This window comes from Ruegeria profundi, assembly GCF_049800715.1.
Taxonomy (GTDB): Bacteria; Pseudomonadota; Alphaproteobacteria; order Rhodobacterales; family Rhodobacteraceae; genus Ruegeria; species Ruegeria profundi_A.
In genome coordinates, this window is record NZ_JBNAFO010000001.1 from 256,622 (window position 1) to 271,057 (window position 14,436).

The 14,436-nt window shown below is 58.1% G+C and carries 11 protein-coding genes and 1 tRNA gene; 4 read left to right on the forward strand and 8 right to left on the reverse strand.

Going from position 1 to position 14,436, the window contains the following annotated elements:
- Nucleotides 1-46: 46 nt before the first annotated feature.
- The gene (locus ACP15L_RS01315; RefSeq protein ID WP_425082844.1) at nt 47-799 is read right to left on the reverse strand and encodes a cytochrome c biogenesis CcdA family protein; all 753 of its coding nucleotides are present in this window, start codon (nt 797-799) and stop codon (nt 47-49) included.
- Nucleotides 800-904: 105 nt separating this feature from the next.
- Here ACP15L_RS01315 and ACP15L_RS01320 point away from each other — a divergent pair, with 105 nt between their 5' ends.
- A complete protein-coding gene (locus ACP15L_RS01320; RefSeq protein ID WP_170373795.1) occupies nt 905-1,138 on the forward strand; it encodes a sulfurtransferase TusA family protein in 234 nt (77 codons plus the stop codon).
- 64 nt (nt 1,139-1,202) lie between these two features.
- On the opposite strand, the gene ACP15L_RS01325 is transcribed toward ACP15L_RS01320, so the two are convergent.
- Nucleotides 1,203-4,052, reverse strand: a complete 2,850-nt coding sequence (locus ACP15L_RS01325; protein WP_425082845.1) for an Rne/Rng family ribonuclease — start codon at nt 4,050-4,052, stop codon at nt 1,203-1,205.
- Nucleotides 4,053-4,697: 645 nt separating this feature from the next.
- On the opposite strand from ACP15L_RS01325, the gene ACP15L_RS01330 reads away from it, so the two are divergent.
- On the forward strand, nt 4,698-6,242 hold the full coding sequence (locus ACP15L_RS01330) for a trimethylamine methyltransferase family protein (protein WP_170764394.1): 1,545 nt from the start codon (nt 4,698-4,700) through the stop codon (nt 6,240-6,242).
- 51 nt (nt 6,243-6,293) lie between these two features.
- Here ACP15L_RS01330 and ACP15L_RS01335 read toward each other — a convergent pair whose 3' ends face one another.
- Complete coding sequence (locus tag ACP15L_RS01335; protein WP_170717925.1) at nt 6,294-6,539, reverse strand: hypothetical protein; 246 nt, start codon at nt 6,537-6,539, stop codon at nt 6,294-6,296.
- A 536-nt stretch (nt 6,540-7,075) separates the two neighbouring features.
- Complete coding sequence (locus tag ACP15L_RS01340; RefSeq protein WP_425082846.1) at nt 7,076-10,690, reverse strand: vitamin B12-dependent ribonucleotide reductase; 3,615 nt, start codon at nt 10,688-10,690, stop codon at nt 7,076-7,078.
- A 507-nt stretch (nt 10,691-11,197) separates the two neighbouring features.
- Here ACP15L_RS01340 and ACP15L_RS01345 point away from each other — a divergent pair.
- Nucleotides 11,198-11,632, forward strand: a complete 435-nt coding sequence (locus ACP15L_RS01345) for a hypothetical protein (protein ID WP_425082847.1) — start codon at nt 11,198-11,200, stop codon at nt 11,630-11,632.
- A gap of 9 nt (nt 11,633-11,641) precedes the next feature.
- On the opposite strand, the gene ACP15L_RS01350 is transcribed toward ACP15L_RS01345, so the two are convergent.
- The 4 genes from ACP15L_RS01350 to pdxH form a co-directional block, all read right to left on the reverse strand.
- Nucleotides 11,642-11,718: transfer RNA gene (locus ACP15L_RS01350), tRNA-Pro, on the reverse strand.
- 44 nt (nt 11,719-11,762) lie between these two features.
- The gene (locus ACP15L_RS01355; RefSeq protein ID WP_425082848.1) at nt 11,763-12,230 is read right to left on the reverse strand and encodes a DUF192 domain-containing protein; all 468 of its coding nucleotides are present in this window, start codon (nt 12,228-12,230) and stop codon (nt 11,763-11,765) included.
- A 4-nt stretch (nt 12,231-12,234) separates the two neighbouring features.
- Nucleotides 12,235-12,762 carry a cold-shock protein gene (locus ACP15L_RS01360; protein ID WP_170373801.1) on the reverse strand — a complete coding sequence of 176 codons (528 nt, stop codon included), beginning with the start codon at nt 12,760-12,762 and terminating at the stop codon, nt 12,235-12,237.
- A 121-nt stretch (nt 12,763-12,883) separates the two neighbouring features.
- Nucleotides 12,884-13,489 carry a pyridoxamine 5'-phosphate oxidase gene (gene pdxH, locus ACP15L_RS01365; protein ID WP_425083200.1) on the reverse strand — a complete coding sequence of 202 codons (606 nt, stop codon included), beginning with the start codon at nt 13,487-13,489 and terminating at the stop codon, nt 12,884-12,886.
- Nucleotides 13,490-13,625: 136 nt separating this feature from the next.
- Here pdxH and fabI point away from each other — a divergent pair, with 136 nt between their 5' ends.
- Nucleotides 13,626-14,432 (forward strand): enoyl-ACP reductase FabI, encoded by an 807-nt coding sequence (fabI, locus tag ACP15L_RS01370; protein ID WP_425082849.1) that lies wholly within the window; start codon nt 13,626-13,628, stop codon nt 14,430-14,432.
- Nucleotides 14,433-14,436: the final 4 nt, after the last annotated feature.

Sequence of the window (14,436 nt, forward strand, 5' to 3'; positions counted from 1 at the left end):
TTCTGCTGCGCAGGTTAACGCAGCATTGCGGCCAAGGTAAGGTGGATCAGCCCAGAACCGCCAGTGCCGGGAAGGTTTCCAGCAGCCACCAGCTGAATTCAGTAAACAGACCGGTGATCAGCATGATGCCCACGAACAGCAGCAGCCCGCCCATGACCTTCTCGATCGTGCCCATATAGGGTTTGATCCGGTTCATGACGCTCATTGAGCGATTCAGGAACATCGCAGCCAGCAGGAACGGAATCCCCAGACCCGCCGCATAAACACCAAGCAGCAGCGTGCCGCGCGCGACCGAGGCCTCGGACGCGGCCAGTGACAGGATTGCACCCAGCTGAGGGCCAATGCACGGCGTCCAGCCAAAGGCAAAAGCGAGACCCAGAATATAGGCACCAAAGACCGTACCGCCGGAATCACCGGTTTCAACCCGCGCTTCGCGATCAAGCAAAGGGATGCGGAACACGTTCAGAAAGTGCAGACCAAAGACAACCACCACCGCACCCGAGAGCTTGGCGAAAAGCACCTGATTTTTCAGAACAAACGCTCCGAAGGCCGAGGCGGTAAAGCCAAGCAGCAGGAACACGGTCGACAGACCCAAAACGAAGAACAAGGCGGTCAAAGTCGCCTTGCGCCGGGCGCGGGCCTGATCCTGCATTTCGTTGATGCTGACGCCGCTCATATACGCCAGATACGGCGGCACGATGGGCAGCACACAGGGCGACAGAAAGCTGATCAAACCGCCGATCAGGGCGATGAACATAGCAGGCAACAGACCCGCGTCGATGATATCTATTCCGAACATGTTTCAGCACATATGGTATGGAGGCGGCTTCGTCACGGGGCTATTAAGTCACATCCTCGTGGTTGCGCGCTGGACACTGCGCCTTGGGCGAAATATTTGAGCCTTATGTCTAATCCTACTGAAACCCTCGATGCCCTCGGCCTGTTGTGCCCTTTGCCTGTGTTGAAAGCGCGCAAAAGGTTGAAGTCTTTGCCCGGTGGTGCCGTGTTGCGCGTGCTGGCGGATGATCCTGCGGCGATTGTTGATGTACCGCATTTCTGCTCGGAGAGCGGCCACACCCTGCTGTCGCAAGGGGAAGAGAACGGCCATCAGGTCTATCTGATCCAGAAAGCGGGTTAAGACCTAAGCTGTCAAAACGAAAAAGGCGGGCCTCAAGCCCGCCTTTTCATTTTAGCTTCTCATTTTAGCTTCCGAGCGACCACCAGCCGCGCCGTTTTGGCTTGGGTGGCTCAGCCGGTTTTTCCGGCTCATCCGAAACCGTTTCCAGAACGGGTTCGGCTGGGGCTTCTTCCACCGCAGATGCGGCTTCAGCCTCGGCAACCTCTTCGACCGGAGCGGGCTCCTCAGCCGGTTGAGCGTCGACCGGTTCTTCTGCTTCCACCGCCTCACTAGGTTCTGCCGTTTCGACGGCCTCAGCAGCAGGTTCTTCGGTGTCTTGAGCCGGTTCCGGTGTGGCTTCTGCAACCTCAGCAACGTCCGCCGGACCCTCTTCCGCCTGTTCCGGAGAAGCCTCAGCCTCGGCAACCACATCGGATGCTTCCGCTGGGGCGTCTTCCTTGGCCTCAGCCTCCTGTTCGGAGGCATCCTGCGCTTCGGCTTCCACATCTTTCTTCTTGCGACGCGGCGCACGGCGGCGCTTGGGCTTGGCCGGCTTTTCGTCCTCGTCCGATGCCTCAGGAACGTCTTCCTTCTGGGCTTCGTCCGAGGGAGCGTCGGCAGCCGTGTCCTCAGCCGTTTCCGATGCCTCAGCCTCTTGCTGATCGTTACCGCCCTTCTTGCGGCGACGACGACGACGCTTGCGCTTGGGCTTGGATTCTTCTTCGGCCTGAACCGCCTCTTCTTCGGCCTCTTCCTCTTCGGTTGCGTCAACCAGATCCATCAGTGACGCATCGACGGACACGACCGGAGCGGTCGCTTCGGGCACGATCCGGCTGGCGGTCTTGAACTTCTCAAGCGAGAAATCAGGGCTGACCAGATGCATGTCGCCTTCGACGCGCACGGACAGACCGTAGCGCGCCTCGATCTGGGCGATATGTTCGCGCTTCTGGTTCATCAGGAAGTTGGCAATGCTGACCGGGCAGCGCACCAGAACCTCGCGTGAGCGGCGGCGGGTGCCTTCTTCCTCGATCTGGCGCAGGATCGACAGCGCCATGTTGTCGTCCGAACGGATCAGACCAGTGCCATGACAGGCCGGGCAGGGCTGCGTCGTCGCCTCGAGCATACCGGGGCGCAGGCGCTGGCGGCTCATCTCCAACAGGCCAAAGCCCGAGATACGACCCACCTGAATACGCGCGCGGTCGGTTTTCAGCTTGTCCTTAAGGCGCTTTTCGACCGCAGTGTTGTTCTTGCGCTCGTCCATGTCGATGAAGTCGATGACGATCAGACCGGCAAGGTCACGCAGACGCAACTGGCGCGCCACTTCTTCGGCGGCCTCAAGGTTGGTCTTGAGTGCGGTTTCCTCGATCGAGCCTTCCTTTGTCGCCCGGCCCGAGTTCACGTCGATCGCCACCAGCGCTTCGGTCACGCCGATCACGATATAACCACCGGATTTCAGCTGCACGGTCGGGTTGAACATCCCGGCCAGATAGCTTTCCACCTGATAGCGCGCAAACAGAGGCAACGCGTCCTCATACCGTTTCACGTTCTTGGCGTGAGACGGCATGATCATCTTCATGAAGTCCTTGGCGATGCGGTAACCGCCCTCGCCTTCGACCAGAACCTCGTCGATATCGCGGTTATAGAGATCACGGATCGACCGCTTGATCAGGTCGCCTTCCTCATAGATTTTTGCGGGCGCGATGGATTTCAGCGTCAGCTCGCGAATCTGCTCCCACATGCGCTGCAGGTATTCATAGTCGCGCTTGATCTCGGACTTCGTGCGTTTGGCCCCTGCGGTCCGGATGATCAGGCCCGCGCCCGTTGGCACGTCGATCTCGGCTGCAATTTCCTTCAGCTTCTTACGGTCGGGCGCATTGGTGATCTTGCGGCTGATGCCGCCGCCACGCGCTGTGTTGGGCATCAGGACGCAGTAACGACCGGCCAGCGAGAGATAGGTGGTCAGCGCGGCACCCTTGTTGCCCCGCTCTTCCTTGACGACCTGCACCAGCAGAACCTGACGCACTTTAATCACTTCCTGGATCTTGTAGCGACGCGGGCGCGGCTTGCGCGGAGGACGGATATCCTCGCTGTCGTCCTCATCGGCGACCGATTCAATCGAATCATCCTTGGCGGTCGCATCAGGTTTTTTCTCTTCGTCGTCGGAGTCGTCACCTTCGGCAGGCTCTGTCTCAGTGGTTTCTGCTTCAGGCTCAGCCTGCGCGGCTTCCTCAGAGTTCGCCTCGGCTTCTTCCTCTTCAGCCGCAGCTTCGGGCTGTTCTTCCGCCTCGGTTTCAGCCTGCTCTTCAGAAGTGGCTTCAACGGTCTCGACCTCAACCGCCTCAACCTCAGCAGTCTCTACCTCAGCAGCCGGGGCGTCAGAGGTCTCGGACGCTTCATCCTCAGAGGGTTCTTCCACCGGCGTTTCGGCGACCGTCTCCATCGGAGAGGTCCCCTCAGGCACTGTCAGATCATCGCTCTCTTCGCTGTCGTCGAGATCAATGGTCTCCATACCCGTCGGCTCGGACGAGACATCCAAGGTCTCGACCGGGTCGTTCGACTTGACGTCCGCTGCCTTGCTGCGCGACCGCGAGCGGCGTTTTTTGGGTTTGGCTTCCTCGGCCTCATCACGCGCCTTCATCGCCTCGGCATAGGCGCGCTCTTCCTCCATCAGCGCTTCACGGTCGGCGACGGGGATCTGATAATAGTCGGGATGAATTTCCGAAAACGCCAGGAAACCATGACGATTACCGCCATAGTCCACGAACGCCGCCTGCAGAGACGGTTCAACCCGGGTAACTTTTGCTAGATAGATATTGCCAGCAAGCTGGCGTTTGTTTTCGGATTCAAAATCGAACTCCTCGACCTTGTTTCCGTCAACCACCACAACCCGAGTTTCCTCGGCGTGGGTGGCATCGATAAGCATTTTCTTAGCCATGTGTCCTTGATGCACCGCGCCAAACGCGTTGTCCTGACCCATCCAGGCGGACAGGCACTTTTGGGGAGGTGTCTTGTACGGGCGATATCAGACGGCGCGCGGCAGGGTCTGGCGCTGTGGCCCCCTACCCGGTCTCTCAAACGTTGCGCGCGCGTCATCGCGGTTCTTCTCCGACAGGCGCGATCTTGGTCGCCGCCTGCCCATTTATTCCTTTCGCCCGGAATTTTCCGGGCTCAGGCACTCCATTGCCCCGATCGGGGCACAATCGGTCTGCCATGCCGTGAAAGATGGATCATCACATGCGGCACAGCAGCGAAACTCAAAAAAGCGGGACTTATGGGCGTCAAAATCGCCATGCCCGTTCGGACACAATAAAAGCAGTCCTGTGGAAAAGACAATGGGCAAACGTCATGCGACCGAGAAAGCAACATAATTGACAGCGAGGTCGCAAACAGAACAGACTTAAATCCAACGCTGCTCAGGATGGGTCTGCAAGCCCGAGGAATTGAATGCCCAACGAAGTTTGGAAAATACGTCTGATCAGCCGCACGATTGGCGCGGATCGTGGGCGTGCGGCACGGGGACGCCCAGCACAGGTCTGATTTTGATCGTAATCTCAATCACCTGAATAATCGGATAGCCATAATGAACGAACAAACTCGCAGCTCTGCAAGAACTGGCGGACGCGCAGCGCGTCGTGCTGCCCGCGCCGCGGCCCTGCCCGACCACTTGCGCCCGGTCCGCCCGGGGATGGAGGGCGGCACCTACAAGCCTCTGACCCAAGCGCAGATGGAGCGTATTCACGAAGCGGCGCTTCAGGCTCTGGAAACCATCGGGCTGGCGGACGCTCCGCAAAGCGGGATCGACTATCTGGTAGGCGCTGGCTGCACTCTGGGTGACGATGGGCGCATTCGTTTCCCGCGTGCATTGGTCGAAGACACCATCGCCAAAGCAAACCGCTCGGTCACTTTGTATAGTCGAAACGGCAAGACCGATCTGGAGCTGAGCGGGACAAAGGTTCACTACGGCACGGCGGGTGCCGCGGTCAGCATGGTCGACGTGGATGGGCGGAATTACCGCGACTCGACCGTGCAGGACCTGCACGATGCTTCTCGCATCTGCGAGCAGCTCGACAATATCCACTTCGTTCAGCGCCCCATGGTGTGCCGTGACATCGCCGACAACCTCGAGATGGACCTGAACACGATCTACGCGGCATGCGCGGGTACGTTTAAACATATCGGCACCTCCTTTACCGAACCCAGCCACGTTGCCCCGGCGATGGAGATGATCCACATGATCGCCGGCGGCGAGGATAAATGGCGCGAACGTCCGTTTATCTCGAACTCGAACTGCTTTGTTGTTCCACCCATGAAATTCGCAACCGAAAGCTGCGAAGTCATGGAAGCGGTCATCAAAGCCGGGATGCCGGTCCTGTTGCTGTCTGCTGGCATGGCCGGAGCAACCGCACCGTCGACCATCGCAGGCGCCATCACTCAAGCGACCGCAGAATGTCTGGCCGGTCTGGTCTACGTAAATGCCGTAGTTCCTGGCGCGCCCGCCGTCTTTGGCACTTGGCCCTTCGGTCTGGACTTGCGCACCGGGGCGATGTCCGTGGGATCGGGCGAACAGGCGCTGCTGAGCGCGGGATGCGCCCAGATGCACAACTTCTACAACCTTCCGGGCGGAACCGCCGCCGGAGCATCGGATTCGAAACTGCCCGACATGCAGGCCGGGTGGGAGCAGATGTGTTCGAACGTCATGACCGGCCTGTCTGGTGCCAACATGATCTATGAGGCCGCCGGTATGCATGCGTCCCTTCTTGGGTTCTGTCTTGAAAGCCTGATCCTGGGCGACGACCTGATCGGACAAGCGCAGCGTTGCGTGCGTGGGATCGAAGTGTCGGACGAAACTCTGGCGCTGGATCAGATCGCTGAGGTGTGTATGGGCGGGCCCGGCCACTATCTCGGTACGGATGCGACGCTCAGCCGGATGCAGGCGGATTATGTTTATCCAACCTTCGGCGACCGCACCTCACCCAAAGAATGGGCCGAATTGGACAAGCCTGACCTGATCGAAAAGGCAATCGCGCGCAAAAACGAAATCCTCTCTAGCCCGTCTGCAGCGAATTTCGACCCTCTGCTGGACGCGGAAATTCGCGCCAAATTCAACATTCACTTACCGCTGTAAGAAATTGAAAAGCGGCCCGATTTTACTCGGGCCGCCGTTTTACGTCAGCGATTAGCCGTTGCTTGGGGGCAGCAAACCGGCTTCTTGCGCGATGGCGATTTCATCCGCATCCAATGCGCCATCCCCATTTGCATCCATGGCCGAGAACGTATCAGCGTTAACCTCGGGCACGACGGCTTGAACCTCTTCGATGGTCAGCACGCCGTCTCCATTTGCGTCGGCAGCCGATTGCGCGGCAGCCAGATTGGGCAGTGCGAGTGCTACAGCCGCCAGAGCGGTCAGATATTTCGGTGTCATAAGTTTGCCTCCTGAGTGAATATTTGGATTTTGCGTCCGGACGAGCGCAAGAAACCTCAGGATTGGGGCAGCGTCACCCGCATAGCGAGATCGAGGCCACTTCGCGCCAATCTCCGCGTGTTTGGCCGAGTCGCCTCTGCGGCTTGTTGCCGGGCAAAAATCCCCCATCGCGCCTCGGCAGAACTTGCCCGACGGTTTTGAGGTGATCCGGCAAAACTTAGCTTAGCGGCCGGTCGTTGGACAAAAAGAAAGGGGGCCGAAGCCCCCTGTCAGTTTCGCCTTCCAGGCTCATTTCGTTGACCGCCCGGTATTTTTTTGCCTGCGGCCTGGACTGCGCATGGGGCGAGCGCACCCGCCCCGTGAAAGAGTGGGAGGGAGCAATATTCCGCCCCACCCTGTTCCCGGCCAACACGGGCATGTCGGCCGAGTGGAACATGGCTTTGATGGTAAGTCTCAGCGCCATGCTCCGTATTCGTCGGGGCCGGTACATAAGGCAGCGACCGACCCCTGCACCCCGGGTTGCCGGGGCGCTAAACTCAGCTACACCCGCTTGTCGCGCCGCAGGTGTTGCACTTCATGCAGGTGCCGTTGCGCACCAGCGTGTAGTTTCCGCATTCGCCGCAGGGGTCTCCCTCATAGCCCTGCATTTTGGCTTTGGTCCGTGCGTCCATGCCGGTCGCCACGGCCGTTTCCGCCGGCGCTTCAAACGCGGCTGCCGGTTCGGACATTCCGTTGAGTTCGGCCTGCGGGTTGAACATCGCCAGGTCCTGTGGCAGGCGCTTCCGCAGATATCCGGTCGAGCTGATTTGCTTCAACACTTCCAAAGATTTGGACGCCGCAGTGTCACTGATCTCGGAGACATTCGAGACCCCTTCTTCCTCACCACGCCCAAGATCATCAAAACTCGCGCCTTCAGGTTTCACATGGGCCAGATCGGTGCGGTCCAAGTAGGACACGGCCAATTCGCGGAAGATATAGTCCAGGATCGAAGTCGCGTTCTTGATCGAGTCGTTGCCCTGCACCATCCCAGCCGGTTCGAACTTGGTGAAGGTGAAGGCGTCGACGAACTCTTCCAGCGGCACGCCATATTGCAGGCCGACCGACACAGCGATGGCAAAGTTGTTCATCATCGCCCGGAAGCCAGCGCCTTCCTTGTGCATGTCGATGAAGATCTCGCCCAGCTTACCGTCTTCGAACTCACCGGTCCGCAGGTAAACCTTATGGCCACCGACGATCGCCTTCTGGGTGTAGCCCTTGCGGCGATGCGGCAGTTTCTCGCGATGGCTGCGGATCATTTCTTTGACCACAACCTTCTCGATCACCTTCTCGGCCAGAACGACTGCTTTTTCTTGCGTCGAGCCGCTTTCCAGCACTTCCGCCGCCTCATCATCATCCTCGACCAGCGCCGCCGCCAAAGGCTGAGACAGTTTCGAGCCGTCACGATAGAGCGCGTTCGCCTTTACACCTAGCGACCAGCTGAGTTCATAGGCCTTCTGGCAATCCTCGATGGTCGCGTCATTCGGCATGTTGATCGTCTTCGAGATCGCACCCGAGATAAAGCTTTGCGCCGCCGCCATCATGGTGATGTGGCTATCAACCCCAAGGAAACGCTTGCCTTTCTTGCCGCACGGGTTGGCGCAGTCGAAGATCGCATAATGCTCTTCCTTCAGATGCGGCGCACCTTCCAGCGTCATGGTTCCGCAGACGTGGTCGTTCGCCGCGTCGATATCCGCCTTGGTAAAGCCCAGATGGCGCAGCAGGTCGAAGGTCGGGTCGTTCAGCTTGGTCGCCGGGATGCCCAGAACGCCGGTGCAGAAATCCTCGCCCAGCGTCCACTGGTTGAAGACGAAGCGAATGTCGAAGGCACTTTCCAGCGCGGCGTCCACCTTGGCCAGTTCATTCGGGCCAAACCCATGACCCGTCAGCGAGGTGTGGTTGATCCCCGGCGCGTTGCCGATGGTGCCGTGACCGACAGCATAGCCCACGATCTCTTCAATCTGAGCCGAGGAGTACCCCAGCTTTTCCAGCGCCGACGGCACCGAGCGGTTGATGATCTTGAAGTAGCCGCCGCCCGCGAGCTTCTTGAACTTGACCAGCGCAAAGTCCGGCTCGATCCCGGTGGTGTCACAATCCATCACCAGACCGATGGTGCCGGTGGGCGCAATCACAGTGGCCTGCGCATTGCGATAACCGTTCTGTTCACCAAGGCTCAGCGCCTCGTCCCAAGCTGACATGGCCAGATCGACCAGACGCTTGTCCGGGCAATTTCCGTGATCCAGAGGCACCGGCTTCACAGCCAGTTTCTCATATCCATTAGCCACGCCCTGCGCAGCACGGCGGTGGTTGCGGATTACGCGCAGCATGTGGTCCGCGTTGCGCTCATAACCTTTGAACGGCCCCAACTCTCCGGCGATCTCGGCAGAGGTCGCATAAGCCACACCGGTCATTATTGCAGTCAGCGCGCCACAGATCGACCGACCCTCGTCCGAGTCGTAGCTGTAGCCCATGTTCATCAGGAGGCCGCCGATGTTCGCATAACCCAGACCCAAGGTACGGAAATCATAGGAGAGTTTGGCGATTTCCTTCGACGGGAACTGCGCCATGGTCACAGAGATTTCCAGAGTCAGGGTCCACAGGCGCGCCGCATGCATGTAATCGGCCGCCTGGAACTCACCATCCTTCAGGAAGGTCAGCAGGTTCATGGACGCCAGGTTACAGGCCGTGTCGTCTAGGAACATATATTCCGAACACGGGTTCGAGCCGCGAATCTCACCATCTTCTGGGCACGTATGCCATTCATTGACCGTGTCATGGAACTGGATGCCCGGATCAGCGCAGGCCCAAGCGGCGTGGCCGACTTTCTCCCACAGATCGCGTGCCTTTACGGTCTTGGCGACCTTGCCGTCGGTGCGGTTGATCAACTCCCAATCGGCGTCTTTCTCAACAGCGGTCAGAAACGCGTTGGTCACGCGGATCGAGTTATTCGAGTTCTGACCCGAGACCGAGCTATAGGCTTCCGAATCCCAGTCCGTGTCGTAGGTGGGGAACTCGATGCTGTCGTGACCCTGCCGCGCATAATCCAGCACGCGCTTGATGTAAGTCTCTGGGATCGCGACCTTTTTGGCTTCGCGAACCGCTTTCTTCAGGCTATCGTTTTTATTGGGATCATACGCGTCGTCCTGCGCACCGTCCCAGCTGCGGATGGCCTCGAAAATGCCGTTCAGCATCTTCTCGTGCATCTTCGATCCGGCAACGATCGAGGCCACCTTCTGCTCTTCGATCACCTTCCATTCGATGAATTGCTCGATGTCCGGGTGATCCGCATCGACGATCACCATCTTTGCTGCTCGACGGGTTGTCCCGCCTGATTTGATCGCGCCAGCGGCGCGGTCGCCGATCTTGAGAAAGCCCATGAGGCCCGAGGACTTGCCGCCGCCCGACAGCGCCTCACCTTCTGCACGCAGATGGCTGAAGTTGGTACCGGTGCCAGAGCCATATTTGAACAGGCGCGCCTCGCGCACCCACAAATCCATAATGCCGCCTTCGTTCACCAGATCATCATCGACGGACTGGATGAAGCACGCATGCGGCTGCGGATGCTCGTAAGCGGATTTCGATTTGGTCAGTTTGCCGGTTTTGTAGTCGACATAGTGATGCCCCTGCGCCGGGCCGTCGATCCCGTAAGCCCAGTGCAGACCCGTATTGAACCATTGCGGCGAGTTCGGCGCGGCACGCTGGGTCGCCAGCATGTAACGCATCTCGTCAAAGTAAGCGCGTGCGTCTTCCTCGGTTGAGAAATAGCCGCCTTTCCAACCCCAATAGGCCCAAGCGCCCGCCAGACGGTCGAACACCTGTTTCGACGACGTCTCCCCTTCGAACTCGGCATCGTCAGTTGGCACCGAGCGCCACAGGAACTCGGGCACGTCCTTTTCTTTGACCTTCTTCAGCTTGCTGGGAACGCCCGCCTTACGGAAGTACTTCTGTGCGATGACATCGCTGGCCACCTGGCTCCAGCTTGAGGGGACCTGGATATTGTCCAGACGAAAAACAATTGTGCCGTCAGGGTTTCGGATCTCGGAAGTTGCCGAGACGAAATCGAGGTCCGCATACGCATCCTGCCCTGATTTGGTAAATTTTCTTTCAATCTTCATGTCCGCCGCCTTTTAATGTCCGTCAACCCTCGCCGCGGCTTGGGAAATGCAAAGCCACCAGCAATGCCGAACCTGACAGACGCAAAGGACCACCCGCTGCCCGTATGAGCGCGATACCGCCACTGCGGTTGCACAAATGTACTCGTGTGCGTTCCGTCCCTGCCCTGCGCCCTCTCCGGCTTTCATACCAGATGTAGTGGCGTCATATTCGGCCCATACAATCTGGCGTATCTTTGCATATCAGGTCAACGACCTTTTTAAGTCATTTTTGAAATCTTTTGTGTTGACCTGTTTGTCGGGTGCTCGGCGATCTGATTCCTCCACAGAATGATCCACGGAGAGACGACGCCGATCGCAGAACCGGCCAGATGAAATTGCCTTTTTTACCAGCATGTTTATCCGGGTTTGATCATCCAGACCTGTGCTCGCTAAGCTAGCAGGGAATCATGTTGTGGCCTTTCGGCCATATCCTTGCGTCAACCCATTGAACAAAGAGCAGGCAAAACGATGAAGTTGCTTCATTTCGCCCCGATAGGCGCCCTGATCTCGGCCTGCACAGCACAAGAATTGCCAACGGCGTCGCGTAGCGCTCAATTCAGCGCCTACCCTGACAGGTTGTTCGAAACCTTCCAGACCAGTTGCGAAGGCCCCGGCGAGACGTTCTTGAAGATCGATGCAAATTCTTATGAGTGCCGCGAGTTTCTACCACCGGATACCACAGCCTTTTTGATTCTCAGCTATGATGGCTCGCCTGAGGATCTACCGCAGAGCGTTATGCGCATGACCTCAACAAAATCCTCTGGCGGCTACCGCGTGGATGCGCGGCTGTTCTTCCAAGTGCCGCAGAAAAACGGCGCGACCGTCGAAGTTCCCGTTGAAAGCAAAACGCTGGATAAAGCGCTAAGCGCGCTCTACCAAGCGATGGGTGGTTCACCAACTTAAGTGAAGAAGTGGTCGGGGCGGCAGGATTCGAACCTACGACCCCCTGTACCCAAAACAGGTGCGCTACCAGACTGCGCCACGCCCCGAACCGTGCGCCGTTCCTAACGATGCTGATCTGATTTGAAAAGCCCTAACAGGGCCAAATCGCACTCGCTTGTGAAAAAATTTCGTGCCGCATATGGGTGCCGGGCTGAATGCCGTAGCGCGCGGACAAACCGGCGTTGATTTCAAGCACAGCAAAGATATCGCTGCCGCCTTCAATCGGGGTCAGATCACCGGGAATCGCACCTTGATGCACGCGAGTCACAACGCCCGACTGATCCACGAATATCATATCCAGAGGAATCAGCGTATTCTTCATCCAGAACGCCACCTGTTGCGGTGGGTCGTAGACGAACAACATGCCCGACCGGTTCGGCAAATGCTCGCGGAACATCAGCCCGCGCGATTTCTCGGGGCCGGTCACGGCCAGTTCGATGTCAAACCGGACATGAGTCTGGTCGTTGCGCAACTCGACCCGGTCAGAGCGACATTCCGCGGCCACGCCTTCTGCCAGAAATGTCACGCATACTGCCAGAGAAGCCCAAAACCGCATCATGGTGTTAGTGATCCAACGCCGCTTCCCAAGCCAAAACCTGAGCCGCCATACGGCCCCGTTTGCCATCAATCACCCGCATGGCAAGCGCTTCGCCCGGCTGCAGATCGGCAAGGCCAGAACGGCGGAGAACTTCGATATGCAAAAACACATCCTCGTCCCGACCGAACACATTGGCGAATCCGAATCCCTTGCCCTTGTCGAACCATTTCACCCGAGCAGCTTCCAAAGGCGCCGCCGCAATCGCCGCCGGATCCAGCTCGGCAAAGTCGGCCAACATCATCGAGTCGGCGCGCACCGGAGGATCGACAGCAACAACTTCGACCGCCTGAACACCGCGGTCCGTACGATGGGTCATGATCTCGATGCCAGCCCCATCAGCGACCGAGCTCTGCCCGAAATTCCGCAATACGTTCACATGCAACAGAATATCCGGGCCGCCTTCATCAGACACAACGAACCCGTATCCCTTTGCGGGATCGAACCATTTTACGTGTCCACGAACGCGGTACATGTTGTTCAGGTCTTCAGGCACGGTGTTCCCATCGAATGATTTAGTAGTGCGTTAAGGTTTCGGTTTTTATGGCAATGGCAGGCAAATTCAAGCTGAAAAAAACCTTTGATTTCGGTCTGTTGCATTTCGCGATACGTGAACGTCATGGATTTAACCTCTGCACATCCCAAGCGGAACCCGGATCAGCCCTCCGCCATCTGAACCGATCATGCAGGCGAAATGCGCCATCGGCCCAGAATTCAATTTCAGTCGGAACCAACCGGTATCCTCCCCAAAATGGAGGGCGCGGCGGATTGGATCCAAGTTTTGCCGTCACCTTGGCAACCTCGGCCATCAGTGCTGTCCGGCTGCTCAGGGGTTGCGACTGCTTAGACGCCCAAGCACCCAGCCGACTTTTCAGCGACCGTGAAGTATAATATTCATCCGCCTTGGGCCCGCTTTCCCGACTGACTATACCACGAACGCGAATCTGACGCCGCAAAGATTTCCAATGCATGACAAAAGCGGCTTTTTCAGCCTGATCCAACTCAGCCGCTTTGGCACTTTCATAGTTGGTATAAAAAACAAAGGCCTCCGGCTCGATGTCTTTCAAAAGTACCATGCGCGCGTTCGGCATGCCGTCTTTATCAACGGTCGCCAGGGCAATCGCGTTCGGGTCATTCGGTTCATTCTTTTCGGCCTCACCCAGCCACCGCGCCGCTATTTCAAACGGATCGGAGCCAGCAAAAATGCCATCACGCTCGGTCATTTCCATCCCCTGGAAAGTATTTGACGGAAGCCTAGGGCGATTACCCGCCGCGGGCAAGACCACACGGCCTTGAAGCAGGGCAGTCAATGGCATAAACCCGTCGCAACATAACGCGACGACAGGCGGAGAACCAATCATGTCAAATCAGTTGATGGCCGGAAAACGCGGCCTCATCATGGGACTGGCCAATGACAAATCAATCGCATGGGGAATCGCCCGCGCCTTGTCCAACGCCGGGGCCGAGCTGGCCTTTTCTTATCAGGGCGATGCTCTGAAAAAACGTGTCGACCCTCTGGCAGCGCAACTCAGTAGTGAAATCGTCCTGCCCTGCGACGTGAGCGACGAAGCTTCGATCGACGCTCTGTTCACCTCACTAGATGAGAAATGGGGCAAGCTGGATTTTGTCGTCCACGCCATCGGCTTCTCAGACAAGAATGAGCTGCGCGGCCGCTATGTCGACACCAGCCGGGCGAACTTCAAACTGACGATGGATGTGTCGGTCTATTCCTTCACCGCCGTGATGCAGCGGGCCGAAAAGATGATGTCCGAGGGCAGCAGTGCCATTACGCTCACCTATTACGGTGCCGAGCAGGTCATGCCACACTATAACGTGATGGGTGTCGCCAAGGCTGCGCTTGAGGCTTCGGTCAAGTATCTCGCCGAAGATTTGGGCAAGGACGGTATCCGCGTTAACTCGATTTCCGCCGGCCCGATCAAAACACTGGCCGCCAGCGGCATCGGAGACTTCCGCTACATCATGAAGTGGAACGAATACAACTCGCCCCTGCGCCGCAACGTGACGATCGACGACGTGGGCAACTCGGCCCTGTATCTGCTGTCCGACCTCAGCAGCGGCGTCACCGGAGAGAATCTGCACGTGGATTCGGGGTATCACATCGTTGGCATGAAAGCCGTCGATGCCCCGGACGTTGAAAAGGGTTAAGACA

Coding starts and splice junctions, on each gene's coding strand:
- pdxH (WP_425083200.1), bottom strand. CDS start 13,489: ATGACCGAGCGTGATGGCATTTTTGCTGGCTCCGATCCGTTTGAAATA.
- ACP15L_RS01355 (WP_425082848.1), bottom strand. CDS start 12,230: ATGATGCGGTTTTGGGCTTCTCTGGCAGTATGCGTGACATTTCTGGCA.
- ACP15L_RS01345 (WP_425082847.1), top strand. CDS start 11,198: ATGAAGTTGCTTCATTTCGCCCCGATAGGCGCCCTGATCTCGGCCTGC.
- ACP15L_RS01315 (WP_425082844.1), bottom strand. CDS start 799: ATGTTCGGAATAGATATCATCGACGCGGGTCTGTTGCCTGCTATGTTC.
- ACP15L_RS01320 (WP_170373795.1), top strand. CDS start 905: ATGTCTAATCCTACTGAAACCCTCGATGCCCTCGGCCTGTTGTGCCCT.
- ACP15L_RS01330 (WP_170764394.1), top strand. CDS start 4,698: ATGAACGAACAAACTCGCAGCTCTGCAAGAACTGGCGGACGCGCAGCG.
- fabI (WP_425082849.1), top strand. CDS start 13,626: ATGTCAAATCAGTTGATGGCCGGAAAACGCGGCCTCATCATGGGACTG.
- ACP15L_RS01340 (WP_425082846.1), bottom strand. CDS start 10,690: ATGAAGATTGAAAGAAAATTTACCAAATCAGGGCAGGATGCGTATGCG.
- ACP15L_RS01335 (WP_170717925.1), bottom strand. CDS start 6,539: ATGACACCGAAATATCTGACCGCTCTGGCGGCTGTAGCACTCGCACTG.
- ACP15L_RS01325 (WP_425082845.1), bottom strand. CDS start 4,052: ATGGCTAAGAAAATGCTTATCGATGCCACCCACGCCGAGGAAACTCGG.